The 24,273-nt window shown below is 73.9% G+C and carries 20 protein-coding genes, 1 tRNA gene, 1 other RNA gene, 1 pseudogene and 1 riboswitch; of the genes and pseudogenes, 14 read left to right on the top strand and 9 right to left on the bottom strand.

Annotated elements, in window-relative coordinates; all coding sequences use genetic code 11:
- Positions 1–21 precede the first annotated feature (21 nt).
- Positions 22–1,365: a uracil-xanthine permease family protein gene (locus ATJ97_RS08710; RefSeq protein ID WP_098483415.1), complete on the top strand. Its 1,344-nt coding sequence runs from the start codon at positions 22–24 to the stop codon at positions 1,363–1,365.
- A 44-nt stretch (positions 1,366–1,409) separates the two neighbouring features.
- On the opposite strand, the gene ATJ97_RS08705 is transcribed toward ATJ97_RS08710, so the two are convergent.
- From ATJ97_RS08705 to ATJ97_RS08690, 4 genes are all read right to left on the bottom strand, one after another.
- Complete coding sequence (locus ATJ97_RS08705) at positions 1,410–2,039, bottom strand: LytR C-terminal domain-containing protein (protein ID WP_170037309.1); 630 nt, start codon at positions 2,037–2,039, stop codon at positions 1,410–1,412.
- Positions 2,040–2,058: 19 nt separating this feature from the next.
- Complete coding sequence (locus tag ATJ97_RS08700) at positions 2,059–2,382, bottom strand: type II toxin-antitoxin system VapB family antitoxin (RefSeq protein WP_098483413.1); 324 nt, start codon at positions 2,380–2,382, stop codon at positions 2,059–2,061.
- Between the two features lie 194 nt (positions 2,383–2,576).
- Entirely contained in the window at positions 2,577–3,380 is an 804-nt protein-coding gene (locus ATJ97_RS08695) for a C40 family peptidase (protein ID WP_245862230.1), read from the bottom strand.
- A 4-nt stretch (positions 3,381–3,384) separates the two neighbouring features.
- A riboswitch (cyclic di-AMP (ydaO/yuaA leader) is annotated at positions 3,385–3,558 on the bottom strand.
- Positions 3,559–3,985: 427 nt separating this feature from the next.
- Positions 3,986–4,070, bottom strand: a tRNA-Ser gene (locus ATJ97_RS08690).
- 140 nt (positions 4,071–4,210) lie between these two features.
- On the opposite strand from ATJ97_RS08690, the gene ffs reads away from it, so the two are divergent.
- The 8 genes and pseudogenes from ffs (at position 4,211) to ATJ97_RS20340 (ending at position 12,319) form a co-directional block, all read left to right on the top strand.
- Positions 4,211–4,307, top strand: an RNA gene (gene ffs / locus ATJ97_RS08685) — signal recognition particle sRNA small type.
- A 72-nt stretch (positions 4,308–4,379) separates the two neighbouring features.
- Positions 4,380–6,932 carry a DNA polymerase III subunit gamma and tau gene (locus ATJ97_RS08680; protein ID WP_098483412.1) on the top strand — a complete coding sequence of 851 codons (2,553 nt, stop codon included), beginning with the start codon at positions 4,380–4,382 and terminating at the stop codon, positions 6,930–6,932.
- A 10-nt stretch (positions 6,933–6,942) separates the two neighbouring features.
- Positions 6,943–7,542 (top strand): recombination mediator RecR, encoded by a 600-nt coding sequence (gene recR, locus ATJ97_RS08675; RefSeq protein WP_098483411.1) that lies wholly within the window; start codon positions 6,943–6,945, stop codon positions 7,540–7,542.
- 48 nt (positions 7,543–7,590) lie between these two features.
- The gene (locus tag ATJ97_RS08670; protein WP_098483410.1) at positions 7,591–8,382 is read left to right on the top strand and encodes a TSUP family transporter; all 792 of its coding nucleotides are present in this window, start codon (positions 7,591–7,593) and stop codon (positions 8,380–8,382) included.
- 244 nt (positions 8,383–8,626) lie between these two features.
- The gene (locus ATJ97_RS08665; protein ID WP_098483409.1) at positions 8,627–9,907 is read left to right on the top strand and encodes an aspartate kinase; all 1,281 of its coding nucleotides are present in this window, start codon (positions 8,627–8,629) and stop codon (positions 9,905–9,907) included.
- A complete protein-coding gene (locus tag ATJ97_RS08660) occupies positions 9,904–10,965 on the top strand; it encodes an aspartate-semialdehyde dehydrogenase (RefSeq protein ID WP_098483408.1) in 1,062 nt (353 codons plus the stop codon). Before ATJ97_RS08665 ends, ATJ97_RS08660 begins: the two co-directional genes overlap by 4 nt.
- Positions 10,966–11,227: 262 nt before the next feature.
- Positions 11,228–11,440: pseudogene (locus ATJ97_RS20750) on the top strand (type IV toxin-antitoxin system AbiEi family antitoxin domain-containing protein); the annotation flags it as partial.
- Between the two features lie 282 nt (positions 11,441–11,722).
- Positions 11,723–12,319: a hypothetical protein gene (locus ATJ97_RS20340; protein WP_245862296.1), complete on the top strand. Its 597-nt coding sequence runs from the start codon at positions 11,723–11,725 to the stop codon at positions 12,317–12,319.
- A 196-nt stretch (positions 12,320–12,515) separates the two neighbouring features.
- Here the strand turns inward: ATJ97_RS20340 and ATJ97_RS08650 are convergent, their stop codons facing one another.
- From ATJ97_RS08650 to ATJ97_RS08635, 4 genes are all read right to left on the bottom strand, one after another.
- Positions 12,516–13,133, bottom strand: coding sequence for a hypothetical protein (locus ATJ97_RS08650; RefSeq protein WP_143426958.1), 618 nt, complete (start codon positions 13,131–13,133; stop codon positions 12,516–12,518).
- Positions 13,134–13,229: 96 nt separating this feature from the next.
- The gene (locus ATJ97_RS08645; RefSeq protein WP_098483405.1) at positions 13,230–15,095 is read right to left on the bottom strand and encodes a S9 family peptidase; all 1,866 of its coding nucleotides are present in this window, start codon (positions 15,093–15,095) and stop codon (positions 13,230–13,232) included.
- Between the two features lie 70 nt (positions 15,096–15,165).
- Positions 15,166–16,092, bottom strand: coding sequence for a slipin family protein (locus ATJ97_RS08640; protein ID WP_098483404.1), 927 nt, complete (start codon positions 16,090–16,092; stop codon positions 15,166–15,168).
- Positions 16,089–17,708, bottom strand: coding sequence for an NfeD family protein (locus ATJ97_RS08635; RefSeq protein WP_098483403.1), 1,620 nt, complete (start codon positions 17,706–17,708; stop codon positions 16,089–16,091). The genes ATJ97_RS08640 and ATJ97_RS08635 overlap by 4 nt, the downstream gene beginning before the upstream one ends.
- A 277-nt stretch (positions 17,709–17,985) precedes the next feature.
- On the opposite strand from ATJ97_RS08635, the gene ATJ97_RS08630 reads away from it, so the two are divergent.
- A complete protein-coding gene (locus ATJ97_RS08630) occupies positions 17,986–18,678 on the top strand; it encodes a hypothetical protein (RefSeq protein ID WP_098483402.1) in 693 nt (230 codons plus the stop codon).
- 222 nt (positions 18,679–18,900) lie between these two features.
- Positions 18,901–22,362: a PKD domain-containing protein gene (locus ATJ97_RS08625; RefSeq protein WP_245862295.1), complete on the top strand. Its 3,462-nt coding sequence runs from the start codon at positions 18,901–18,903 to the stop codon at positions 22,360–22,362.
- 99 nt (positions 22,363–22,461) lie between these two features.
- Here ATJ97_RS08625 and ATJ97_RS08620 read toward each other — a convergent pair whose 3' ends face one another.
- A complete protein-coding gene (locus ATJ97_RS08620) occupies positions 22,462–22,839 on the bottom strand; it encodes a rhodanese-like domain-containing protein (protein ID WP_098483400.1) in 378 nt (125 codons plus the stop codon).
- Between the two features lie 85 nt (positions 22,840–22,924).
- Here ATJ97_RS08620 and ATJ97_RS08615 point away from each other — a divergent pair, with 85 nt between their 5' ends.
- The 3 genes from ATJ97_RS08615 (at position 22,925) to ATJ97_RS08605 (ending at position 24,253) form a co-directional block, all read left to right on the top strand.
- Complete coding sequence (locus ATJ97_RS08615) at positions 22,925–23,314, top strand: DUF302 domain-containing protein (RefSeq protein WP_098483399.1); 390 nt, start codon at positions 22,925–22,927, stop codon at positions 23,312–23,314.
- A gap of 65 nt (positions 23,315–23,379) precedes the next feature.
- On the top strand, positions 23,380–23,643 hold the full coding sequence (locus ATJ97_RS08610; protein WP_098483398.1) for a metal-sensitive transcriptional regulator: 264 nt from the start codon (positions 23,380–23,382) through the stop codon (positions 23,641–23,643).
- Between the two features lies 1 nt (position 23,644).
- The gene (locus tag ATJ97_RS08605; RefSeq protein ID WP_098483397.1) at positions 23,645–24,253 is read left to right on the top strand and encodes a class I SAM-dependent methyltransferase; all 609 of its coding nucleotides are present in this window, start codon (positions 23,645–23,647) and stop codon (positions 24,251–24,253) included.
- The last annotated feature ends 20 nt before the right edge of the window (positions 24,254–24,273 follow it).

The following is a 24,273-nucleotide window of genomic DNA, read 5'->3' as shown; positions in this document are numbered from 1 at the left end:
CGGACAACGGGGAGGGCTGCGATGAACGCACGCAAGGGCTTCGGCAGATGGACGGTCCACGGGGACGGCCGGCACATCGGCCCCGGCGAGGTGGTGGCCCCGCAAGAGCGGCTGAGCTGGCCCGCCACCATCGGCATCGGCGCGCAGCACGTGGTCGCCATGTTCGGCGCGACGTTCCTCGTGCCGCTCCTGACCGGGTTCCCGCCGGCGACCACCCTGTTCTTCTCCGCCGTCGGCACGGTGCTGTTCCTGGTCGTCACGGCCGGGCGGGTGCCCAGCTACCTCGGCTCGAGCTTCGCCCTGATCGCCCCCATCACGGCCGCTACGGCGTCGCAGGGCAGGTCATCCGCGCTGGGCGGCGTCGTCGCCGTCGGCGTCCTGCTCGCGATCATCGGTCTCGTCGTGCACTTCGCCGGCTCGCGGTGGATCGACATCGTCATGCCGCCCACCGTCACCGGCGCCATCGTGGCCCTCATCGGCTTCAACCTCGCGCCGTCGGCGTGGGGCAACGTCCAGAAGGCACCGGTGACGGCTCTCGTCACCGTCGGAGCCATCCTGCTGTCCACCGTGCTGTTCCGGGGGCTGCTCGGCAGGCTCTCCATCCTCCTCGGCGTCCTCGTCGGCTACGCCACCGCGCAGCTGCGTGGCGAGGTCGACTTCAGCGGGGTGAGGGAGGCGGCCTGGGTCGGGCTCCCCGACTTCACCACCCCGACGTTCGACCTGGCCCTCATGGGCCTGTTCGTGCCGGTCGTGCTCGTCCTGGTTGCCGAGAACGTCGGCCACGTGAAGTCCGTGGCGGCGATGACGGGGGAGAATCTCGACGACGTCACCGGCCGGGCGCTCTTCGCCGACGGCGTCTCCACGATGCTCGCAGGCGCGGGCGGCGGGTCCGGCACCACGACGTACGCCGAGAACATCGGCGTCATGGCGGCCACCCGCGTGTACTCCACCGCCGCCTACCTGGTGGCCGCGGTGGTCGCGTTCCTGCTGAGCATGTCGCCGAAGTTCGGCGAGCTGATCGCGACGATCCCGGCCGGAGTGCTCGGCGGGGCGGCGACCGTCCTCTACGGGATGATCGGCATGCTCGGCGTGCGGATCTGGGTGCAGAACCGCGTCGACTTCTCCGACCCCGTCAACCTCAACACAGCGGCTGTCGCCCTCATCCTGGGCATCGCCAACTACACCTGGGTGGTAGGCGAGATGCGTTTCGAGGGCATCGCGATGGGGTCCGCCGCGGCGATCGTCGTCTACCACCTCATGCGGCAGATCTCCCGCGCCCGGGGCACGAGCCAGGAGGCGGCGACCCCCGCGTCGGCGCCCGCAGGGGCAGAGCTGAACCCCGGCGAGCTGCGGCGCGAGAGCTGACGAGCCGCCGGACCGGCCGTCGCGGAGGGCTGACCGCGAGGAGGTCAGCCCTCCGCGGGCTCCTCGGTGGGCGCTGAGACGGGCGTGCAGCCCTCGGGCGACGTCAGCGCCGCCTCCGGGTCGAGCGCGGCGATCTCGTCGGCGCTGATCATCTTGGTGTAGCCGGACCCGAGCACGACGTCGACCGACTCGTCGGAGCGGCCGTCCAGCGTGACGACGGCGTCCGGGAACAGCCGGGCGAGCGAGTAGCCGGCCGTCACCCCGAGCGGGCCCGTCACGATCTGCACCGTGCCCTCGTACGTGCCCTGCGGCCAGTTTGCCTGCTGGTTGACCAGCACCCCGGCGGCACCCAGCGCCTCGCCCGTGGTGGCGGCGAGGCCGGCGGTGTCCGTGCCGTTGTAGACGTTCGCGGTGATCGAGCCGAGCGGCACCGCCGTGGCGCCGTCGGGCAGGCACGGCTGGAGCACCTGTCCGTCGGAGCTGTCCTCGCGCGAGAAGTCCCGTGTGAACGGCGCCGGCAGCAGGCCGGACCAGACGGCGCCGGCGAGCAGGGCGGCGACGAGCAGGACGGTGATCAGACCGCCGAAGATGACGGTCTGGCGCTGCTGGAGCCGGCGGCGCCGGGCCGCACGTCGCAGGGCGGCGTCGTCGTCGAGGGTGGTTCGCTCCGTCACAGGAGGAACGGTAACGGAGTCAGACCTGCTCACGGATGCGACCCTCGGCGTCCAGCTCGAGAACGCGGGCGTGCAGCACGAGCCGCTGCTGCAGCGCGGCACGCAGGGCCCGGTGCAGGCCGTCCTCGAGGTAGAGGTTCCCGCGCCAGGACACCACGTGCGCGAAGAGGTCGCCGTAGAAGGTGGAGTCGGAGGAGAGGAGCGAGCGCAGGTCCAGGGTGCTCTTGGTGGTCACGAGCTGGTCCAGCCGGACCTGGCGCGGCGGGATGGCCGCCCAGTCGCGCGGGGTCGTCAAGCCGTGGTCCGGGTAGGGGCGCCCGTCCCCGACGGCCTTGAACATCACCCGAGGGATCCTAGACGGCCCGGCAGGATCCTCGGCGGAGGTGTCGGGGCGTGCCGGGCGGGACGAGAGCGGAATGCGTCGGACGAGAGCGATACGACTTCTCCTTGGACGGCGACGGCCCGCCCCCTCGAGGGGGCGGGCCGCCGGCGTGTGCGGTGGGCGGCCGTGGGCCGCGGGTCACCCGGGTGGGTGCGTCAGGCGACGCGGATGAAGACCGGGTTGGAGATGTAGATCGGGGACTCGTACAGCGCGGTGCCCGGGCTGCGGGCCGCGATGTGCTGCCCGTTGCCGGTGTAGATGCCCACGTGCCCCGGGCCCCAGACCAGGTCGCCCGGACGGGCCTCGGCCGCGGAGACCACGGTCCCGGCGTAGCGCTGCTCCCCGGAGGTGCGCGGGAGGCTGATGCCGACCTGGGCGAAGACGTACTGGGTGTACCCCGAGCAGTCGAACCCGGCCGGGGTCGTCCCGCCCGAGACGTACGGGGTGCCGACGTACTGGCGGGCGATGTTCACGATCGCCGACGCCGACGCCGAGGGGGCCGGCGCGGCCGGGGCGGCGGCGGGGGCCGCGGCCGCGGCGGGGGCGGCCGCCGCGGGCAGCGGGGCCCGCTCGGCCGTGCGGGCCGGCGCGGACGCACGCTCGACGACCGGGGCCGGCTCGGGCTCGGGCTCGGGGGCGGGGGTCGCCTCGGCGGCGACCTCCTCCACCGACCAGGTCACGTCCGCCGGCACGGACACCGACGGGGTCGTCACCATCGCCGAGAGCGCCTCGGAGGTCAGCGAGGTCACGTCGACCTGGGGCAGGGCCTGGGTGGACCCGGACTCCGGGGCCGCCGCGGCGGTGGTCGCGGCCATGGTGATCGCCAGCCCGGAGGACGCCACCGTCAGCAGCGAGCGGCGGGCCGTGGGACCGGAGACCAGGGACGACAGCGGGGTGGACGGGCGCCGGGCGGCGCGGTGCCGCGCACGCGCGGCGGAGGTCATGGCGGTGCTGGTCAAGACGAAGGCCTCTCCTGGCTGCCTACGAGGTGAGCTGTCGGGTTCGGGCGGGAGAACGCCCGGCACGCACCCGGCCCCGAAGGACCGGCCACGCACTTCACCCCAAGACCCGGACCAAGATCCGGGCCACGAACACTGGGTCCCCCGTCCCTGCCGCGGGATCTCGCACCGACCCCGGGCGGCGGCAGGGTTCGGCATCCCGCCCGGAGACTCCACGAGGAGGGTTCGTGAAGCGATGCAGACGTTAGCGCGTCGATACCGCCAATGTCACGTTTAGATCACGGACTGTGGACGGCGGGTTCGCGGCAGGCCCGGAAAGACGCCGGATCCGCGGCGGTGAAGTAGGTCACGGGAGCGCGCGGCGGCGTGTCGTCGACGGGCGAACCGGGGGGACCGTGGGTGGGTCGCTCCACCCACCCGTCCCGCTGGGTCGACAACCTGCTGGTCGCCGCCGAGTACTTCCGCCTGGCGTCGCTCGACGGCTCGGCGCCGGACCCTCGTACGGCCGACGACCACGGGCCCGGGCGCGCGCGGGAGGCGAGGGCGCGCACGCGGGCAGAAAGACGAATCGGGTGCCCGCCGGAGCGGGCACCCGATTCGATCGGCGGAGGATGGGGGATTCGAACCCCCGAGGGCGTTAACCCAACACGCTTTCCAAGCGTGCGCCATAGGCCACTAGGCGAATCCTCCTGGGGAAAGACGCCTTGCGGCGGACTTTCGAGTGTCGAGGATACCCGACAGGGCGCGGCGCCTCGACCACGGGGGTGCGGCCGCCAAGGTGGGCTTGGTCACCCGTGCACACACAGCCTCGACGGTCCGTTAGACTTGCTCGCGACCCCTCGTGCGGCGTCATCTTGCCGAACTCCCCCAGGGCCGGAAGGCAGCAAGGGTAGGTGAGCTCTGGCGGGTGCACGGGGGGTCCTTACATTCCCGGCCGGCCGTGCACAGCCCTGACGAGGGCGTGTGCCAGGTGTGGGTGCGCGCGGCTAACCTCGGTGCGTGAGCACAGCCCTGTACCGCCGCTACCGGCCGGAGACCTTCCAGGAGGTCATCGGCCAGGAGCACGTGACCGAACCGCTGATGGCGGCGCTGCGCGCGGACCGGGCCAACCACGCCTACCTCTTCTCCGGCCCGCGCGGCTGCGGGAAGACCACCTCCGCCCGCATCCTGGCCCGCTGCCTCAACTGTGAGCAGGGCCCCACCGACACCCCGTGCGGCACCTGCCCGTCCTGCGTCGAGCTGGCGCGCGGCGGCCCCGGCTCGCTCGACGTCGTCGAGATCGACGCGGCCTCGCACAACGGTGTCGACGACGCCCGCGAGCTGCGCGAGCGCGCCAGCTTCGCCCCGGCCCGGGACCGCTACAAGATCTTCATCCTCGACGAGGCCCACATGGTGACGGCGCAGGGCTTCAACGCCCTGCTCAAGCTCGTCGAGGAACCCCCCGCCCACATCAAGTTCATCTTCGCGACGACGGAGCCGGACAAGGTCATCGGCACCATCCGGTCCCGCACCCACCACTACCCGTTCCGGCTGGTTCCGCCGGAGCAGCTGCTCACCTACCTCGAGCAGCTGTGCGCGTCCGAGGGCGTCCACGTCGGCGGCGGAGTGCTCCCGATGGTGGTGCGGGCGGGCGGCGGCTCCGTCCGAGACACCCTCTCGGTGCTCGACCAGCTCATCGCCGGCGCGCAGGACACGGGCCTCGACTACGAGCGGGCCGTGGCGCTGCTCGGCTACACCGACTCGGCGTTGCTCGACGACGTCGTGGACTCCCTCGCCGCCCGTGACGGCGCGAGCCTGTTCCGGGTGGTCGACCGCGTCATCGAGACCGGTCACGACCCGCGGCGTTTCGTCGAGGACCTGCTCCAGCGTGTGCGTGACCTCGTGGTCATCGCCATGGCCGGCGACCACGCCGCCGCCGCGCTGCGAGGCGTGCCCGCGGACCAGCTCGAGCGGATGCGTGCCCAGGCGCGCCACCTCGGGCCCGCGCAGCTCTCCCGTTCCGCCGACCTCGTCAACGACGCCCTCACCGAGATGAGCGGCGCCACCTCCCCGCGCCTGCAGCTCGAGCTGCTCTGCGCCCGCCTCCTGCTGCCGGGTGCCGACGGGGGCGACGCCGGCTACGGGGCCCGCCTCGACCGTCTCGAGCGCCAGCTCGTCGACGGCGGAACCAGCCTGCCGCCCGCCGCGCCGCGGCCGATCCGGGAGGTCGCCGCACCGGTCACCCCGCCACAGGTCGCCCCGGCGCCGCCGGCCGCTGCGCAGAGCGTGCCCGCGCCCCCGGCCACGCCCGCCGAGCAGACGCCGGTGCCTCAGCCGACCCCTGCGGCCCAGACGCCTGTCGCGCAGGCGCCCGAGCCGCAGACCGCCCCGGTGGCCGCCGGGCCGGTGGGGGAGCCGGCGGGAGAGGTCGCTCCGGCGTCGTCTGCGGTATCGGCGTCGCAGGAAGCGCCGGAGGACCACGCGGCTCGCCCGCACGAGAACGCGCCGGGCGCGCAGGCCGGGCCGGGAGCGCCGAGCGCGCCCGCAGCCCAGGGCGCGCCGGCCGGGCGGGAGACGCCACCGCCGGCCGATCGGCCTGCCGCGCCTCGCGCAGCGGCAGCCCCGCCCGCGCCCGAGGCGGGGGCGGACGCCGAGATGATCCGGCACCGCTGGCCCGAGGTCATCGACATGCTGGCTCGGCTGAAGCGCTCCACGTGGGCGCTCGTGAAGCAGAACGCCCAGCCCGGCCCGGTGGCCAACGGCGCCCTGCGCCTCATCTTCAGCACGCCCGGTCTCGCGAGCACGTTCCGCAGCGGACCCCACGCCGAGTTCGTCCAGCGCGCCCTCGTCGAGACCCTCGGCGTGCAGCTCCGCGTGGAGGGCGTCGTCGACGACGGCGGGCCCGGCGGTGGCCAGTCACGGCCCTCGGCGGGTCCCGCCCCCGCGGGGGGCACGCCGGTGAGCGCACCCACGCCGTCCAGCGCGGTGGCCGACGCCCGCAGCAGCTGGGCGAGCCCCGCCCCGGCACAGGCGACGACGACCGGTCCGGCCACCCGGTACGCCGGGGCCCCCGTGGCCGGCGCCCCACGCCCCGGCACGGCGGCGCCCGCCGCCGCAGGTCGAGGCTCCGCGGTTCACGGCACGGCGCGCCCGAACCAGACAGGCCCCGGCCCGGCAGGCCCCGGCCCCGCGGACCCCGGCTCTGCTGCGCCCGGCTCCGCCGTCGGCCCGACCGCAGGCTCCGCCGCCTCGGCCCCGACGGGGGTGACAGCCGCGGCGGTCCCCGCGGGCCCGGGTGAGCCGGACTACCCGCTGCCGCCCGAGCCCGTGGACGACGACCCGGGCGAGCCGGGGTACGTCCGCTCGGCGCCGTCGGCTCCGGAGGCGTCCGTACGGCCCGCGCCGGAGCGTGTCCACCGGCCTACCGTCGCCCTCGCCGACGACACCCCGTCCCGCGACGACCCCGACGCCGAGGGATCGGGCATGGTCGGGGCGCCCCTCGTGGCGCAGGTTCTCGGCGGCACCGTGATCGAGGAGATCACCGTGTCCGCCGACGGCCCGGCCGCGCCGTAGGCTGGTACGCGTGTACGAAGGTGCGGTCCAGGACCTGATAGACGAGCTCGGCCGGCTGCCCGGCGTCGGCCCGAAGAGCGCGCAGCGCATCGCGTTCCACATCCTCTCGGCCGACGCCGAGGACGTCGGCCGGCTCGCGCACGCGCTCACCGAGGTCAAGGCCCGGGTCCGCTTCTGCGAGATCTGCGGCAACGTCTCCGAGCACGCCCAGTGCCGCATCTGCACCGACCCGCGCCGCAACCCCGCCGTGCTGTGCGTGGTGGAGGAGGCCAAGGACGTCGTCGCTATCGAGCGCACCCGCGAGTTCCGCGGCAAGTACCACGTGCTCGGCGGCGCCATCAACCCGATCGACGGCGTGGGCCCGGACGACCTGCGCATCCGCGAGCTGATGAGCCGGCTCGCCGACGGTGCCGTCGAGGAGGTCATCCTCGCCACCGACCCCAACATCGAGGGCGAGGCGACCGCCACCTATCTCGCGCGCATGCTGCGGGGCATGGACATCCCCGTGTCCAGGCTCGCCTCCGGGCTGCCCGTCGGCGGCGACCTGGAGTACGCCGACGAGGTGACGCTGGGCCGCGCGTTCGAGGGCCGCCGGCGCATCGAGGCCTGACCCCGGAAACCGGACGGCGGTCATCGGCGACCGCGTCGGCATGGTGGGATGGCCCACGTGCTCGAGATCGACGCCCTGACCATCATCCTGCTGGTGCTCGCCGGGCTGACCGCCGGCTGGGTCGACGCGGTGGTCGGCGGCGGCGGCCTCATCCAGCTGCCGGCCCTGCTGCTCGTCCCGGGCATCGCGCCCGTCCAGGCGCTCGCCACCAACAAGGTCGGCTCCATCATGGGCACCTCGATCAGCGCCCTGACGTACTACCGGCGGGTCGGCCCGGACCTGCGCACCGCCGCCCCGATGGCCGTCGCGGCCTTCGTCGCGGCGATCGCCGGGGCCGCCGTCGCCAGCCGTATCCCGGCCGAGGCGTTCACGCCGATCATCCTCGTGGCGTGCGTCGCCGTCGCCACCTGGACGCTGGCGCGGCCCTCCGTCGGCCGCACCACCGTGCTGCGTTGGGAGGGCAACCGGCACGTGGGGGCCGCGCTGGGGCTGGGGTTGCTCATCGGCGCCTACGACGGCCTGCTCGGCCCGGGCACCGGGAGCTTCCTCGTCATCTCCCTGGTCGGGGTCCTCGGCTACGCGTTCCTCCCCGCCTCCGCGATCGCGAAGATCGTCAACTTCGCCACCAACGCCGGCGCGCTCGTCTTCTTCGTCCCGCACGGCGCCGTGATCTGGTCGCTCGGGCTCGCCGTCGGGGCCGCGAACCTCGTGGGCGGCTACATCGGGGCCCGCATGGCCGTGGCGAAGGGGAGCGGGTTCGTCCGCGTCATCTTCATCGTCGTCGTCGGGGCGCTCGTGCTCCGCCTGGGCTACCAGACGGTCCAGCAGTACTGGGGGTGATCTTCGTCATCCCGGCCGACGACGGCGGAGCCTGGCCTGCGAAGGTCGTCGGCGGCGGGGCGAGATTCCCGCGGCTCCGGGCCGTTCCGGCCCTCCGGCGCTCCGCCGGCGGGGCGTACCCGTGCCGGGTCCGCCATGCGGGCGGACCTGGGCCCGCAAGATGAGACGTCACTACACTGGCCCAGTCCTCTCGGCCGCCCGGAGCGGCCCGCGTGTACCCCTCTTGAGTTCCGGAGATCCCCCCGTGGCCCTCGTCGTGCAGAAGTTCGGCGGCTCCTCCGTCGCCGACGCCGCCAGCATCCAGCGCGTCGCCCGCCGGATCGTCGAGACCAAGCGGGCCGGCGACGACGTCGTCGTGGTCGTCTCCGCCATGGGCGACACCACGGACGAGCTGCTCGACCTCGCGGGCCAGATCACCGCCGACGCGCCCGCGCGCGAGATGGACATCCTGCTGACCGCCGGCGAGCGGATCTCGATGTCGCTGCTCGCCATGGCCATCAACGAGCTCGGGGTCAAGGCCCGGTCCTACACCGGCCAGCAGGCCGGGCTGCGCACGGACACCCGCTACGGCAAGGCCTCGATCGTCGGCGTCGTCCCGGAGCGCATCCTCAAGGCGATCGACGCCGGCCAGGTGGCGATCGTCGCCGGGTTCCAGGGCGTCAACGAGCTCAACGACGTGACCACGCTCGGCCGCGGCGGGTCGGACACGACCGCCGTCGCCCTCGCCGCCGCCCTGCAGGCGGACGTCTGCGAGATCTACACCGACGTGGACGGCCTGTTCACCGCGGACCCGCGGATCGTGCCCGCGGCCCGCCGGGTCGACCGCATCACCTACGAGGAGACGCTCGAGCTCGCCGCCCACGGCGCGAAGATCCTGCACCTGCGGGCGGTGGAGTACGCCCGCCGCTACGGCGTCCCGCTGCACGTGCGCTCGTCGTTCTCGAACAAGGAAGGCACCTGGGTCACCGACAAGCCCGTCGGGACCGAGGCCGAGGAGGAAGCCATGGAAGACCCGATCATCTCCGGCGTCGCCCACGACCGCAGCCAGGGCAAGATCACCGTCGTCGGTGTCCCCGACGTCCCCGGCATCGCCGCCAAGCTGTTCGAGGTGGTCGCCGGCGCCGAGGCCAACGTCGACATGATCGTGCAGAACATCTCGACCCAGCGCACCGGCCGCACCGACATCTCCTTCACCCTGCCGGAGGCCGACGGCCGCGCCACCATGCGCGCGATCGAGGAGGCCGAGGACACGCTGCAGTTCACCGAGGTCCGCTACGACGACCAGATCGGCAAGCTCTCCCTCGTCGGCGCCGGGATGCGCTCGCACCCGGGCGTCTCGGCCAAGCTGTTCGGCGCCCTGTCGAAGGCCGGCATCAACATCGAGATGATCTCGACGTCGGAGATCCGCATCTCCGTCGTCACCAGGATCGAGGACCTCGACGCCGCCGTGCGCGCGGTCCACACCGCGTTCGACCTCGACTCGGACGAGTCCGAGGCAGTCGTGTACGGAGGGACGGGCCGATGAGCCAGAACAACGTCGGGATCACTGTCGCGCTGGTGGGAGCCACCGGCCAGGTCGGCCGGGTCATGCGCCAGCTGCTCGAGGAGCGCGACTTCCCTGCCCAGGCCGTGCGCTTCTTCGCCTCCGCCCGTTCGGCCGGCACCACCCTGCCCTTCCGCGGCCAGGACGTCGTCGTCGAGGACGTGGCGACGGCGGACCTCGCCGGGATCGACGTCGCCCTCTTCTCCGCCGGGGCCACCGCCTCGCGCGGGCACGCCCCCCGCTTCGCCGCGGCCGGCGCGGTCGTCGTCGACAACTCCTCCGCGTGGCGCAAGGACCCGGAGGTGCCCCTCGTGGTCTCCGAGGTCAACCCGCACGCCATGGCCGACCGCCCCAGGGGCATCATCGCGAACCCGAACTGCACCACCATGGCCGCGATGCCCACGCTCAAGGTGCTCGACGCCGAGGCCGGCCTGCAGCGCCTGGTGGTCTCCACCTACCAGGCCGTCTCGGGCTCGGGCGTCGCCGGGGTCGAGGAGCTGGAGGGGCAGGTCCGCGCCGCCGTCGACCAGGACATGACGAAGCTGGCGCTCGACGGCTCCGCAGTGACCTTCCCGGAGCCGAACAAGTACGTGGCGCCGATCGCGTTCGACGTCGTCGCCCTGGCCGGCTCGATCGTCGACGACGGCTCGGAGGAGACGGACGAGGAGCAGAAGCTCCGCAACGAGTCCCGGAAGATCCTCGAGCTGCCCGACCTCGCCGTGGCCGGCACCTGCGTGCGGGTGCCCGTCTTCACCGGCCACGCCCTCTCGATCAACGCCGAGTTTGCCCGGCCGATCAGCCCCGAGCGGGCGCGTGAGCTGCTCGCGGACGCCGCGGGCGTCGAGCTGGCCGACGTCCCGACGCCGCTCCAGGCCGCCGGGGCCGACGACACCTTCGTCGGACGCATCCGTACCGACCAGTCGGTGCCGGACGGCCGGGGTCTGGCGATGTTCGTCGTCGGGGACAACCTGCGCAAGGGCGCCGCGCTCAACGCCGTGCAGATCGCCGAGCTGCTTGCCAAGGAGCTCGTCGCCGCCTGAGCGATGGGGCAACGCCCCGTCGCGCCCTTCATCCGCCGAGGCAACGCCCCCGTCGCGTCCTCCGCCCGCCGCGGCGACGCCCCGGCGCGCCCTCCACCCGCCGCGGCAACGCCCTGCCGCGCCCTCCACCCGCGAGAACACCCTGACTGCTCATTTCCAGCTTGGAACGGGCAGTCAGGGCGTTCTCGTCACCTGAGGCAAGGGTGGCCCCGGCACGTGAGGAAGGCCGAACCACGCGAGCGGGTTGTACACAGGGACTGCGATGACCGCCGCTCCACAGCTGCCGCGAGGGTACGGCCTCCTGGCGGTGCGGAGATGGTCGTCTGGGGCGATGACGCGTTCCGTGCCGGCATCGCTGCACCACCTGGCTGAGCGGCAGAGCGGCCTCGTGTCGGCGAGGCAGGCCGAGGCGCACGGTCTGACCGCACCGGTCCGGACCCGCCTGTGCCGCTCCGGCACCTGGTCCCGGGTGTGCCGTGGCGTGTTCGACGTCGACCCGACGAAGCCTCGCGACTGGTCGGAGCGCGGGCGGAGGACGGCGCTCACCGGGCTCTTGCGTCATGGCCCCACGGCTGCGGCGGTGGGCACCACGGCACTCGCTCTGCTGGGCGCAGAAGGGCTTCCGTCGACCGACACGTCGCAGGTGGCGATCTATGGCACTCAATGGCGTAGGACGCCGGCACCTGTCGCGCGCGCGACCGTCGCGCCGGCCACGGACGTACCGTCACGAGACGTCGAGGGTTCTGTCAGCGTCGTCGTGAGGCAGTTCGACTCCGGTATGCGCACCGTGCTGGCGGGCGGGTTCCGCGTCGCAGCTCCGGAGTGGGCGCTGGCGCAGGCGGTGCCGGAGCTGCCGCATCGAAACGCTGTCGCGGTGATGGACTCCATGCTGCGTCGTCGTCTCATCGACGGACCGGGACTCGAACGCGCGCACGCACTTGCACGCGGCCGACGCGGAGTGGCGCGGACGCACGAGTGGTGGGCAGAGGCGGACGGCCGAGCAGAGTCACCGCTCGAGAGCTTCGGCCGTGTGGACTGCATCGAGCACGGGGTACCGCCCGACGACCTCCAGGTGGAGATTCTCGACGGCGACGGAATCCTGCTCGGACGAGGCGACATGGGGTGGCGTCTCGACGGCGGCATCTGGCTGCTGGGCGAGCTCGACGGGCGGGACTACCACGAGGCCCCCAAGGCGCTGCTGCACGACAGAAGTCGTCAGGACCTGCTCCTGCTGCACGGTGGGGCTCGCCTCCTGCGCTTCACGGCCCGTGAGGCTGCCGTACCTGGACTGATCGCCCGGACGGTCCGTCGCGCGCTGGACAGGTGGGCGTCCGCGCCGGCTCGGCACCTGTAGTGGCCTCTCACCGAGGGGGAACCGGCCGAGCTGCCCGGGGCTGCAGCTCTGCCGGCCGTGACTGCCACGACAACGCCCTAAGTGCCCGTCCGCGCTCGCCGATGAGCACTTAGGGCGTTCTCGCGAGGGGGCAGGGGCACAGCCGGTCGCGCCCAGGGAACGGTGCGCGCCCGTGGGGATGGGGCAGGGTCAGAGGTCAGCCGTCGCCCACGTGGAGGACGCCGTCGCAGTCGTGGGCGGGCTCCACCGGGGTGGTCGCGCGCAGCCCGAGTGCCGGGCTGAGCTGGACGACGGCGCTCCCCGGCACACCGAGCACGGTGGTGGCGAGCGCGATCTCAGCGCGCTCGACGCCCGAGCCGGCGGCGAAGGCGGCGCACCGCGGCCACTCGACCGTCACCCGCACCGCGACCTCTCCGCCCGCCGGGACGGTGCGCGACGGCACCGCCACCCCGGTGAGCAGGTCCGCATCGGTGACGGCCCCGTCGAGGACGTCTGCCGCTCCGCCGTCATCCAGAGGCCCGGAGTGGACGGTGACCGGCAGCAGCCCGGCGTTGCGCACGGAGTAGACGGCGGCCGCCTCGTCCGGGTCCGTGAACGTGTACGCGTCGGCCGTGGCGTCCAGCGTCGACCCGACGGCCCCGCTGGCCGGACCCGGCTCCAGGCGCGGGCGCACCAGCGCGACGGCAAGGACCACCACGGACAGCACCAGCGCGACGATGCCCAGCCGGACGGCGAGCCGTGCCAGTCCCGGGTCGTCGGGCCGGGGCACGAGTGCTCGCCACCTTGCTGACGCCGTCGTCGGCTGCGCGGACATGGCCGAAGCATGGCAGCACGCGTGCGGTTGTGTCTGCCCTCGGGCGTGCCGTTCCCGTGCCCTTGCCGACCGTCCCGCACGAACTGTGCAGGACGCTCAGCCGGTCGGCAGGTGGCGGGCCACGAAGTCCAGCTGACGGCGCAGCTGCGAGACCTCCTCGTCGTCCACGACCGAGCCGTGCCCGGCCCCGTACGTGTACAGCTCGACCGCGGCCCCGTGGTCGGGACGGGCCCGCAGCGCGCCCACGTAGGAGTCGATCTGCCCGAGCGGGCACCGAGGATCGTTGCGGCCCGCCGTGATCAGCACCGGCGCGCGGACGGCGTCGACGTAGGTCAGCGGGCTGGACTCCCGGTAGCGGTCCGGCACCTCCTCGGGTGAGCCGCCGAACAACGAGCGGTCGAACGCCTGCAGGTCCGGCATCTCCTCGTGGTACGCCGTCAGGTAGTCCGCCACCGGGACGTCCGCGAGCCCCAGCGCCCACCGGTCCGGCTGCGTGCCCAGCCCGAGCAGGGTGAGATACCCGCCCCACGACGCCCCGACGAGCACGGACCGCGCCGGGTCCACCACCCCCTCGGCCACCAGCGCGTCGTGCACCGCCGCGACGTCCTCCAGCTCCGTCAGCCCGACGCGGCCCTCGAGCGCGTCCCGCCACGCGGTGCCGTACCCCGTGGACCCGCGGTAGTTGACCGAGACGACGGCGAAGCCGTGGTCGACCCAGGCCGCCAGGTAGGGGGAGAAGGAGTCGGACCGGTGCCACGCCGGCCCCCCGTGCAGGTCGACGACGGTGGGGTACGGGGCGGAGCCGGCCTCCGGGACGCGCAGCAGCGCGTGCACCCGGCCGCCGGGCCCGTCGGCCCACACGTCGCGGACCGGCACCGAGGGGGCGGGACGGTGCCCGCCGGCGCTGACCACCTCGCGGCCGGTGCGGGCGGAGATGACCTGCCGCGGCTGGGCGGCGGAGGACCAACGCAGCCACACGTCGCCGTCGGGCCGCGGGCCGGCCTCGGCGACGGAGCCGTCCGGGGGGCCGAGCGGCGTCGTCGTGCCGGTCGCCAGGACGTGGCGGTACAGGCGCGTGCGCGCGAGGTGGTCGACGGCGACCAGCAGCTCCCGCCCGCCGGGGTACCACCACGCCTCGGTCACCTCGCCGGGCAGCGGGTCACCGGCACCGTCGGTCAGCCGCACGTCCTGCACCAGCGCGGTGCCCAGGTCCCACACGGCGAGCTCGGACCGGCCGCGCCGCTCGTGGCCCACCAGGAGCCGCAGGTCGCCGTCGAGCGGGGCGAAGTCGATGGCGCTGAGCGCCCGGCCCGGGCCGTCGTCCAGGTCGGCGACGACGGCACCCGTGTCGGAGCGCACCACCCGCAGCGCGGGGCGGCGGTTGTCGCCGCGCTCGGAGTGCTCGACCGCCACGAGGTTGCCGTCGTGCGACAGCGCCGCGGCGACGGCGTCGTTGGTGTGGCGGTACAGCAGCACCGGGGTGTCCGTGCCGTAGCCGGCACCGCCGACCACCACCTGGTGCACCGTGGTGCCGCGGTCGTCGGTCCGGCCGACGACGGCGGTGCCGTCCCGGGCGAGCAGCAGCCCCGCGGGGTAGGAGTCGGGCAGGTTGATCGGGTCCTGCACGCCCTGCCCCGGCGGGGAGCCGAACGGCTGGCGGCGCCACCGGCCGAACTCGTCGCCGTCGGTGTCGTCGAACCACCACACCCACGCGCCGCGCGGGTCGATGGCGCACGTGGTGGTGCCCTGCGGCCGGTCCGTGGCGGGGACGAGCCGGCCCGTGGAGACCTCGAACGAGTGCACCTGCAGCACGCCACGGTCGGTCGCGACCACGACCGCCCGGTCCGGGGCGTCCTCCGCCCACTCGGGCAGCTCGACCTCCCGGGCCCGCAGCCGCAGCTCCCACTGGGGCGGCGGCCACACGTTCGGGTCGGTGCGCGGGACGGGGGAGGTGGTGCTCATGGTCGAAGCGTAGGGCGCGGCACCGACGCCGGAGGCTGGGCCGACCTGCCTGCGCCCCGCGCCGTCGCCGTCACGCGGCCGCGCTCGCGGGCGGCACGTCCGGCGGTGCCGTGGCCGGCGGGGCCGTGGCCGGTGGAGCGGTGGCCGGTGGGGCGACCGGTGGGGCAGTGGGCGGTGGGGCGACCGGCGCCGGCGCGGAGACCGTCGGGCCCGCGCCCGGCCGACCGTCGCCCGCGGCGGTCGCGCGGGTGGGGTCGAGCGTGCGCAGGAACTCCATGGGGATGGGGAAGGCGATCGTGGAGTTCTGCTCCGACCCCACCTCCAGGAGGGTGCTCAGCACCCTCAGCTGCAGCGCGGCGGGGTGGGCCTCGAGCACGACGGCGGCCTCGCCGAGGTTCGTGGCAGCCTCCTTCTCGCCGAGCGCGTGGATGACCTTGGCGCGCCGGTCGCGCTCGGACTCGGCCTGCCGGGCCATCGCGCGCCGCATGCCCTCGGGCAGGATGACGTCCTTGACCTCGACGATGGTGACCTTCACGCCCCACGGGTCGGTGACGGAGTCGATGACCTGCTGCAGGCGCTGGTTGACCTCGTCACGCTTGGTCAGCAGGTCGTCCAGCGCCGTCTGGCCGAGGATCGAGCGCAGGGTGGTCTGCGCGATCTGCTGGGTGCCGAAGCGGTAGTCGTCGATGGACAGCACCGAGCGGATCGCGTCGATGACGTTGAAGTAGGTCACCGCGTTGACGCGGACCGTCACGTTGTCGCGCGTGATGATGTCCTGCGGCGGGATGTCGTAGGTCTGCGTGCGCAGGTTCACCCGGGTCAGGCGGTCGACGACCGGGACGATGACGATGAGGCCCGGCCCCTTCAGCGGCTGGATGCGCCCGAGGCGCAGGATCACGCCGCGCTCGTACTCGGGCAGCACGTGCACGGCCGCGGCGAGGAGGAGCAGGACGACGAGGGCGGCCACCCCGAGGCCGACGAGAAGTGCGGTGCTCATGCGGAGTCCTTCCTTTCGGTCCCCCAGGCCGTTCCGGTGGTGATCGGCTGCTGCGTCCCGGCCGGCCGGTCGACGACGGCGGGGCCCGGGACCACCCGCTCGTCGACGGCGACCGCCGGGTCGGGCACGACGCGCGGCTCGACGACGGTGGCTGCGTCGTCGTCGAGCGGTGCCCCGGGTTGGGCGCCTACCGGCGGCGCCGACGGCAGGACTTCGGCCGAGCCAGGGGCCGGGGACTCCGAGGCGCGGGTCTGCGGCTCCGGGGCGGACGCCTGCGGCTCGACGACCAGCGTGAGCCCGTCGAGCCCGACCACGGTGACGTCACCCCCGGGCACGAGGGTGGCACCGGTGCTGCGCACGGACCACCAGGTCCCCTCGGTGAACGCACGGCCCGTGGCGCCGTCGGCCTCGGCGAGCCGCACGGTGCGGCCCGTGAGCAGGTCGCCCCCGGTGGTGGTCGAGGGCAGGTGCCGCGTGCGCATGACGAGCCGGCCCGCGAGGACCGCGCCGACGAACAGCACGGCGGCCAGCGGCACGGCGACGGCCGGGTCGACCGAGACGCCCTCGGAGGAGTCGAAGAGGAAGAACGAGGAGAGCACGAGCACGACGGCACCTCCGAGGGCGAAACCGGCGGTCCCGGGCGCGAACGCCTCGGCGGCGAACAGCCCGACGGCGAGCAGGAGCAGCAGGACGCCGACGGCCGCGACCGGAAGGACGGAGAGGGAGAAGAGGGCGATGACGAGCGACACCGCGCCCACGGACCCGGCGATCCCGACCCCAGGGGTCGCCAGCTCGTAGATGAGGCCCAGGGCGCCGAGGACGAGCAGGAGGAACGTGAGGTCCGGGTCCACGAGGACCTGCAGGACGCGCCGGAACAGGCTCAGGTCCTGGCGGTCGACGGTGGCGTCGGCGGTGGCGACGGTGACCGTGCGGTCGCCCGCGACGGTGACCTCGCGGCCGTCCGCGACCCTCAGGGCCCCGGCCAGGTCGGTGGCGCGGCCGTCGGCCACGCCGAGCCGGAGCGCCTCCTCCACCGCGATGCTGCGCCCGTCGCGCACGGCCTCCTCGGCGAAGCCCGCGTCGCGCCCGCGCAGGTTCGCCAGGGCGCCGGCCTGGGCGGCGGCGTCGTTGACGATCTTTCCGGACACCTTCTCGCCCTGGGGCCCCACCGGTGTCGCGGCGCCGATGGTGGTGCCCGGGGCCATGACGAGCACGTGCGACGCGAGGGAGATGATCGCCCCGGCTGATCCTGCCCGGGCACCGGCGGGGGAGACGTAGACGATCACGGGTACGTCGCTGCCAAGGATGTCCCGGACGATGTCGCGCATGGCAGTGACGAGCCCGCCCGGGGTGTCGAGCTCGATGACGTACGCGGCGTAGCCCCCGTCGTGCGCCCGGCGGATCCCCTCGGCGACGTGCTCCGCGATCACGGGCGTGACGGGGGTGGCGAGGGTGGTCGCGAGCACCCGTGGGGCGGTGGCCGCGTTCCCGGGCGGTGGGGCGGCCGCGCTCGCGCCCAGCCCGGCCAGGAGCGCGAGCAGGCCCAGCAGCACGGCCACCAGCCGGCTCGCATCGTCGCGACGGGCACGCATCTCGGTCAGTCCCTCGCCACCCATGCTAAGGCTCCGTGACGCCGTCGTCCGCGGGGGTCGCGCAGCGGGCGCCGACCGCCTCTCGGTGCTGGAGGAAGCGGCCCTTTTGGGGCGGGGGACAAGTGATTTTCAAACGGGGGACGCGCCCTCACTCCCCATCTGATACTCGCTTCAGCCGGGGGGGAATGGGGCGACGGAATGGTTGCGTACACCTCGGAGCGGATGGGGCATGCCCCCTGGCCTGATGGGGACGGATACGTCCGCGTCGGGGGGCGGTGCGTCCCCGGGAAGGTCCGCTGACGTGGGGGCCACGGCGCGCAGGCGCGCCCTCGTGGCCGCGGCGCTCGTCGCGGTGCTCGCGGGCGTGGGGTGGGGTGTCTCCGCCTCGCGCGACGGCGGTGGGCCCGCCGGGGTCGACGACGCCGCGCCGTCGGCGGTCGCCACAGCGTCCGCCACCCCGTCGGCGACGGCGACGGCGACCGGGGCGCCACCGCAGCCTGCCCCGACCACGATGCCGGACGGCTCCACCATCCCGTCACCGAGCCCGGGTGCGCCCAGTACGCCCGGGCAGGGCAGAACCGTGCCGGTCGGGTCGGTGCGCACGCAGGCCCCGGTCGACCTGGACGGGACCGGCGACTTCGGCACCGGGCTGACCGTGCGGCTGGCCGGGGTCCGTGGGGTGCAGGGGGTCGCGCGTGCACCGGGTGAGGTCGCCGGTCCCGCGCTGGAGGTGACCGTCCGCGCCACCAACGGCTCGGACGCGCCGATCGCGCTGGACGGCGTGGTCGGCTACCTCTCCTACGGCGGGGACCGCACCCCCGCCACCGACTTCGGGCAGGGCAGCGCGCCTCTCCAGGGCGAGCTGGCGGCCGGCGCCTCGGCCACCGGGACGTACGTCTTCGCCGTTCCCGAGGACCAGCGTGACGACGTCCGCGTCGAGATCAGCTACACGGGCGAGGCGCCCACCGTGGCCTTCGAGGGCGCCGTCGACTGACAGGGGAGTCACGGACCGGAAGCTCTCTCCACCCGTGGCGGCCGCCACGGGCACCCCGCTCGCTCCACGCGACGCGGACCCTTACCACTCTCAGCGAATGTGGGGTTGATCGAGGTGATCAGTTCGAGCGCATTGCCGGCAGCACCCGGGAGGGTGCTGCGGCTCCTCCTCGCCGCGGTTCTGGCCGCGGCACTGTCCGTCACGGGTCTCAGCCTCGGTGGTGTGCCGAGGGCGCAGGCGGACACGGCGCCGGCCGACCCCGGCGACCCCGCGACGCCGGTCACGGTCTCCGCGGACGAGCTGCCCACGCCGCAGATCAACGGTGTCGTGTGGGCGATGGCGATGGTCGGGGACATCGTCTACGTGGGCGGGAACTTCACCGACGCCCGGCCGGCGGGGGCGGCGCCCGGGCAGAGCACCGTTCCCCGCGGCAACATGCTGGCCTTCAACGTCACCACGGGGCAGATGACGTCCTTCGCGCCGACGTTCAACCAGCAGGTGCGCTCGATCGCCGTCTCCCCGGACAAGAGCCGCATCTACGTCGGCGGCGAGTTCACGTCCGTCAACGGGCAGACGCGGCGCCGCGTCGCCGCCTTCGACGCGGCGACCGGAGCGCTCGTCGCGAACTTCGCGCCGCCGGTCAACTACGACGTGGCCGCCGTCGTGGCCACGAACGACAAGGTCTACGTCGGCGGGTCCTTCCTCGGGGTCGGCAGCGTCAACCGCCAGAACCTCGCGGCGTTCAACGCCTCGAACGGCGCGCTGCTCGACTGGGCGCCGCAGGCCACCGGCGGGACGGTCGCGGCGCTGACGATCAACCCCGAGGGCACCAAGGTCGCCGTCGGCGGTGGCTTCACCGCGCTCAACGGCTCGAGCAACCCCGGGTACGGCCTGGGGATGGTCGACGCCACCACCGGCGCGAGCCTGCCGTTCCAGACCAACCAGTACGTGCGCAACGGCACCGTCGACGGCGCGATCGACACCCTGGCCACCGACGGCGAGTACATCTACGGCGGCGGCTGGACCTACGGGCGCACGGGCGGCACCTGGGAAGGGGTGTTCGCGGCGAGCTGGAACGCCGGCGAGGTCCGCTGGCTCGACGACTGCCACGGGGACATGTACGGCGTCTACCCGATCGGCGACGTGGTGTACGGCGCCAGCCACACCCACTACTGCGAGAACATCGACGGCGTCCGGCAGGGGGCCGGCGGCGTCGGCGACTACCCCTACTACCGCGCCATCGCGCTCGGCAAGGAGCCGACGGGCACCGTGACGTGGGAGCCCGACCAGGGCCGGTACGCCAACTTCGAGGGCCAGCCCCGATCCTCGATGCTCGGCTGGTTCCCGAACATCAACGCCGGCACGTTCACCGGCCAGGCCCAGGGGCCGTGGAGCGTCGTCGGGAACGACGACTACGTCGTCCTGGGCGGGGAGTTCACCCGGGTCAACGGCACCAGCCAGCAGGGCCTCACCCGGTTCACGTTCAGCGGCAAGGCGCCCAACAGGAAGGGCCCGTCGCTGTTCAACGCGACCTACCCGCTCAACGTGCGCTCCACCGAGGCGGGCAAGGTGCGCGTCAACTGGCGCACCAACGAGGACATCGACAACGAGCACCTGACGTACCGGGTCTACCGGGACACGCAGAACGCGGCCGGGCTCATCCACACCCGCAGCACCACCGCGCGGTTCTGGAACCCGTTCACGATGGGCGTCACCGACACGGGGCTGGCCCCCGGGTCGACGCACCAGTACCGGGTCGTGGTGACGGACCCCTTCGGCAACGTCGCCAACTCTCCCTGGACGAGCGTGACGGTGGCGTCCAGCGGCGCGGACAGTGCGTACGTCAAGGCCGTCTACGACGACGAGCCCACCGACTACTGGCGGATGGGTGAGGCCTCCGGCACCGCGATGGGTGACACGGTCGGCTTCCTCCCGCTCACCGCGAGCACCGGGGTCACCCGCGGCACCCCGGGAGCGATCGGCGGCGACACCGACGGCGCAGCCACCTTCAACGGCACCACCGCCGGGTGGGCGGCCACCGGCACGCAGGGACACCCGCCGGACGAGTTCACGGTCGAGACCTGGTTCCGGACCACCACGACCACGGGCGGCCGCCTGGTCGGCTGGAGCAACCGCAACACGGCGGGCAGCTCGAGCCGGCACGACCGGCAGCTGTACATGGACAACGCCGGCCGGATCCACTTCGGGGTGCGGCCGAACGCCAGCAGGCTCGTGGTGAGCAGCACCGCCAGCTACAACGACGGGGCCTGGCACCACGCGGTGGCCACCCTCTCGCCGAGCGGCATGAGGCTCTACCTCGACGGCCGGCAGGTCGGCGCGCGCAGCGACGTCACCGTCGGCCAGCACCTGGCCATCGGGTACTGGCGCGTCGGCGGCGACACGGTGACCGGGTGGCCCTCGGCGCCGACGAGCGGCTACTTCGCCGGCAGCCTCGACGAGGTCGCCGTCTACAAGAAGGAGCTCCCGGCGGCTCGCGTCGCGGCGCACTACGCGGCCGGCTCGTCGACGACGGCGCCCAACGAGCCCCCGGTGGCGGCCTTCGGGTCCACCAGCGACGGGCTGACGGTCAACGTCGACGGATCGGCGTCCACCGACGACGGCACCATCGCCTCCTACGCCTGGACCTTCGGTGACGGCGGCACCGCGACGGGCGCGACGGCGTCGCACACCTACGCGGCGGGCGGCACCTACGACGTCACGCTGACGGTGACGGACGACCGCGGGGCGTCGAGCTCGGTGACGAAGACCGTGACGGTCGCCCTGGCGAACGCGGCGCCGACGGCCTCGTTCACGGCGGCTCCGGACGGCCTGTCGGTGGCCGTCGACGGTTCCGGCTCGAGCGACCCGGACGGCACGATCGCCTCGTACGCCTGGACCTTCGGCGACGGCGGCACCGCGACGGGCGCGACGGCGTCGCACACCTACGCGGCGGGCGGCACCTACGACGTCACGCTCACCGTCACGGACGACGCCGGTGCCACGGGCAGCACGACGAAGCAGGTCGCCGTGAGCACCACCGCGGGCCCGTTCGCGCTCGACACCTTCACCCGCTCGGTCACGGGCGGCTGGGGGAGCGCCGAGACGGGCGGGGCCTGGACGCGGATCGGCACGGCCACGAACTTCTCCGTGGCCGACGGCGTGGGCCGGATCCGCATGGGTACCGCCGGCAGCGGCCCGGGCATGCAGCTGCTCGGGGTGTCCGCCACGGACACGGACGTCCGGGTGCGGGTGGGCTCGGACAAGGCCGCGACCGGCGGCGGCACCTACCTGACGGTGCAGCCGCGGCTCGTGAGCACCGGTGACCGCTACTACGCCGACGTCAGGATGCTGTCGACCGGCGGCGTGTCGCTCATCCTCGGCCGCAACGTCGGTGGCACGGAGACGGCCCTGCAGACCCGCACGGTCACCGGGCTCACCGTCCAGCCGGGCCAGCTCGTGCAGGTACGGGCGCAGGCGTCCGGCACCTCGCCGACGACGTTCCGGGCGAAGGTGTGGGCCGACGGCACACCGGAGCCCGACGCGTGGACGGCGTCGGTCACCGACTCCACCGCCGCGCTGCAGGTGGCGGGCGGTGTGGGGCTGCGCACCTACCTGTCCGCCTCGTCGACGAGCGCGCCCGTGACCGGGCTGTTCGACGACCTCTCGGCCGGCCCCGCGCAGTGACGCCGACGGCGGTGCGCCCGGGTCAGACCAGGTCCGGGTGCACCGCCGTCAGCGTGAGCCAGCCGCCCGAGATCACGACGATGCGACGGGTCGGCTGCGTCACCGGCGGACCGCCCCGCCGGCGCGCTGCCAGGCGCCGATGCCGCCGGAGAGGCTGGCGGCGTCGAGGCCGAGGGACCTCAGGTGCTTGGCCCCGGTGCGTGAGCGCATGCCGGACGCGCACATGACGACCACCGGCCTGTCCTTCGTCAGCCGACCGGGCGCCTTGTCCAGGTCGGCGAGCGGGATGTGCACGGCCTGCGGTGCGTGGCCGGAGCGCCACTCGGAGCGCTCGCGCACGTCGACGAGGTTCGCGCCGTCTCGGACGAGCTCGACGGCCCTGGCTGCGCTCACGCTGGAGCCGAGCCGCTCGTCGGACCCGCCGCCGAGGAGCCCGCGCAGCCGGCTGAGGAGGGAGGGGGCCTGGGATGAGGTCATGCTGGTTCCTTCCATCGAGAAGTGATACCCCGTAGGGTATACCTCGAGGGCGGCGAGCGCGCCGCCACCGACGAAAGGAACGTCCATGACCTACGGGATCACCGTCACCCTCGACCAGCCGTTCGACGCCGCGGTCGCCGCGGTGCGGGCGGCCCTCGCCGGGCAGGGGTTCGGCGTCCTCACCGAGATCGACATGGCGGCCACCCTCAAGAGCAAGCTCGACGTTGACGTGCCCGCGCAGGTGATCCTCGGGGCGTGCAACCCGCCGCTCGCGCACCGGGCCCTCCAGGCCGAGGACTCGATCGGGCTGCTGCTGCCGTGCAACGTCGTCGTGCGAGCTGCCGACGACGCCGTCGTGGTGGAGGCGCTGGACCCGCAGGTCATGGTGGGCGTCACCGGCAACCAGGCGCTCACGGCGGTCGCGGACGAGGCCGCCGGGCGTCTGCGCGCCGCCCTCGACGAACTCTCGGCGTGAGTGCCGAGGTTGGACCGGGTACCCCGCCCGGTATCCTGACGGGCAGAGAGAACCGAGGAGGTCGCATGGAGCTCGATCCGGCCGACATGGGCAAGGTCGTCAACCGTCTCAAGCGCGCGCAGGGGCAGCTCTCCGGCGTGCTCCGCATGCTCGAGGAGGGCAAGGACTGCGCCGACGTCGTCACCCAGCTCTCGGCCGTGAGCAAGGCGCTCGACCGGGCCGGGTTCGCCATCATCGCCTCCGGCATGCGGCAGTGCCTGGTGGAGTCCGACGGCGAGGAGACGCTCGACGTCAAGAGGCTCGAGAAGCTGTTCCTCTCCCTGGCCTGAGATGGACCCTGCGGCCTGGGACGCCCGGTACGGCGAGGCGGGACGTGTCTGGTCCGCCGAGCCGAGCCGGTTCCTGGTGGAGACCTTCTCCGCCCTGCCGGCGGGCTCGGTCCTCGACGTCGGCACGGGGGAGGGGCGGCACGCGACCTGGTTGGCCTCGCGGGGCTGGACGGTGACCGCCGTCGACTTCTCCGCCGAGGCGATCCGCAAGGCTCGCGAGCTGCAGAGGGACCACGCGCCGGCGACCGTGGGTCGCATCGAGTGGGTCCGCGCGGACGTCGTCGCCGAACCGCCGCGGCCGGCCGCCTACGACGCCGTCGTCGTGCTGTACCTCCACCTGCCCGCCCAGCACCGCCGCCAGGTGCTGCGCGGGGCGGCGGAGGCACTGGCGCCGGGCGGGACCCTCCTCGTCGTCGGGCACGACTCCGCCAACCTGGCCGAAGGGGTCGGCGGCCCGCAGGACCCCGCCGTCCTCTTTACCGCGGGCGACGTGGTCGAGGACCTCGCCGGCGCGCACGTGCGCATCCTGCGGGCGGAGCGCGTCGCCCGACCCGTCGGCGACGACGGCGCGGCGGCGCTCGACGCGGTGGTCGTGGCGCGCCGCCCCTGAGCTGGCGCCGTCCTCGCCTC

The organism is Georgenia soli (assembly GCF_002563695.1).
Lineage (GTDB): Bacteria > Actinomycetota > Actinomycetes > Actinomycetales > Actinomycetaceae > Georgenia > Georgenia soli.
The sequence above is the reverse complement of the archived record's forward strand: the minus strand, read 5'-3'. Positions and strand labels throughout refer to the sequence as shown.

Bases quoted from the DNA above. Each gene is read 5' to 3' on its own strand.
- ATJ97_RS08710 (WP_098483415.1), top strand. From the start codon at position 22: ATGAACGCACGCAAGGGCTTCGGCAGATGGACGGTCCACGGGGACGGC.
- ATJ97_RS08670 (WP_098483410.1), top strand. From the start codon at position 7,591: ATGGCCCACGTGCTCGAGATCGACGCCCTGACCATCATCCTGCTGGTG.
- ATJ97_RS08660 (WP_098483408.1), top strand. From the start codon at position 9,904: ATGAGCCAGAACAACGTCGGGATCACTGTCGCGCTGGTGGGAGCCACC.
- ATJ97_RS08650 (WP_143426958.1), bottom strand. From the start codon at position 13,133: ATGTCCGCGCAGCCGACGACGGCGTCAGCAAGGTGGCGAGCACTCGTG.
- ATJ97_RS08645 (WP_098483405.1), bottom strand. From the start codon at position 15,095: ATGAGCACCACCTCCCCCGTCCCGCGCACCGACCCGAACGTGTGGCCG.
- ATJ97_RS08640 (WP_098483404.1), bottom strand. From the start codon at position 16,092: ATGAGCACCGCACTTCTCGTCGGCCTCGGGGTGGCCGCCCTCGTCGTC.
- ATJ97_RS08635 (WP_098483403.1), bottom strand. From the start codon at position 17,708: ATGGGTGGCGAGGGACTGACCGAGATGCGTGCCCGTCGCGACGATGCG.
- ATJ97_RS08620 (WP_098483400.1), bottom strand. From the start codon at position 22,839: ATGACCTCATCCCAGGCCCCCTCCCTCCTCAGCCGGCTGCGCGGGCTC.
- ATJ97_RS08615 (WP_098483399.1), top strand. From the start codon at position 22,925: ATGACCTACGGGATCACCGTCACCCTCGACCAGCCGTTCGACGCCGCG.
- ATJ97_RS08610 (WP_098483398.1), top strand. From the start codon at position 23,380: ATGGAGCTCGATCCGGCCGACATGGGCAAGGTCGTCAACCGTCTCAAG.
- ATJ97_RS08605 (WP_098483397.1), top strand. From the start codon at position 23,645: ATGGACCCTGCGGCCTGGGACGCCCGGTACGGCGAGGCGGGACGTGTC.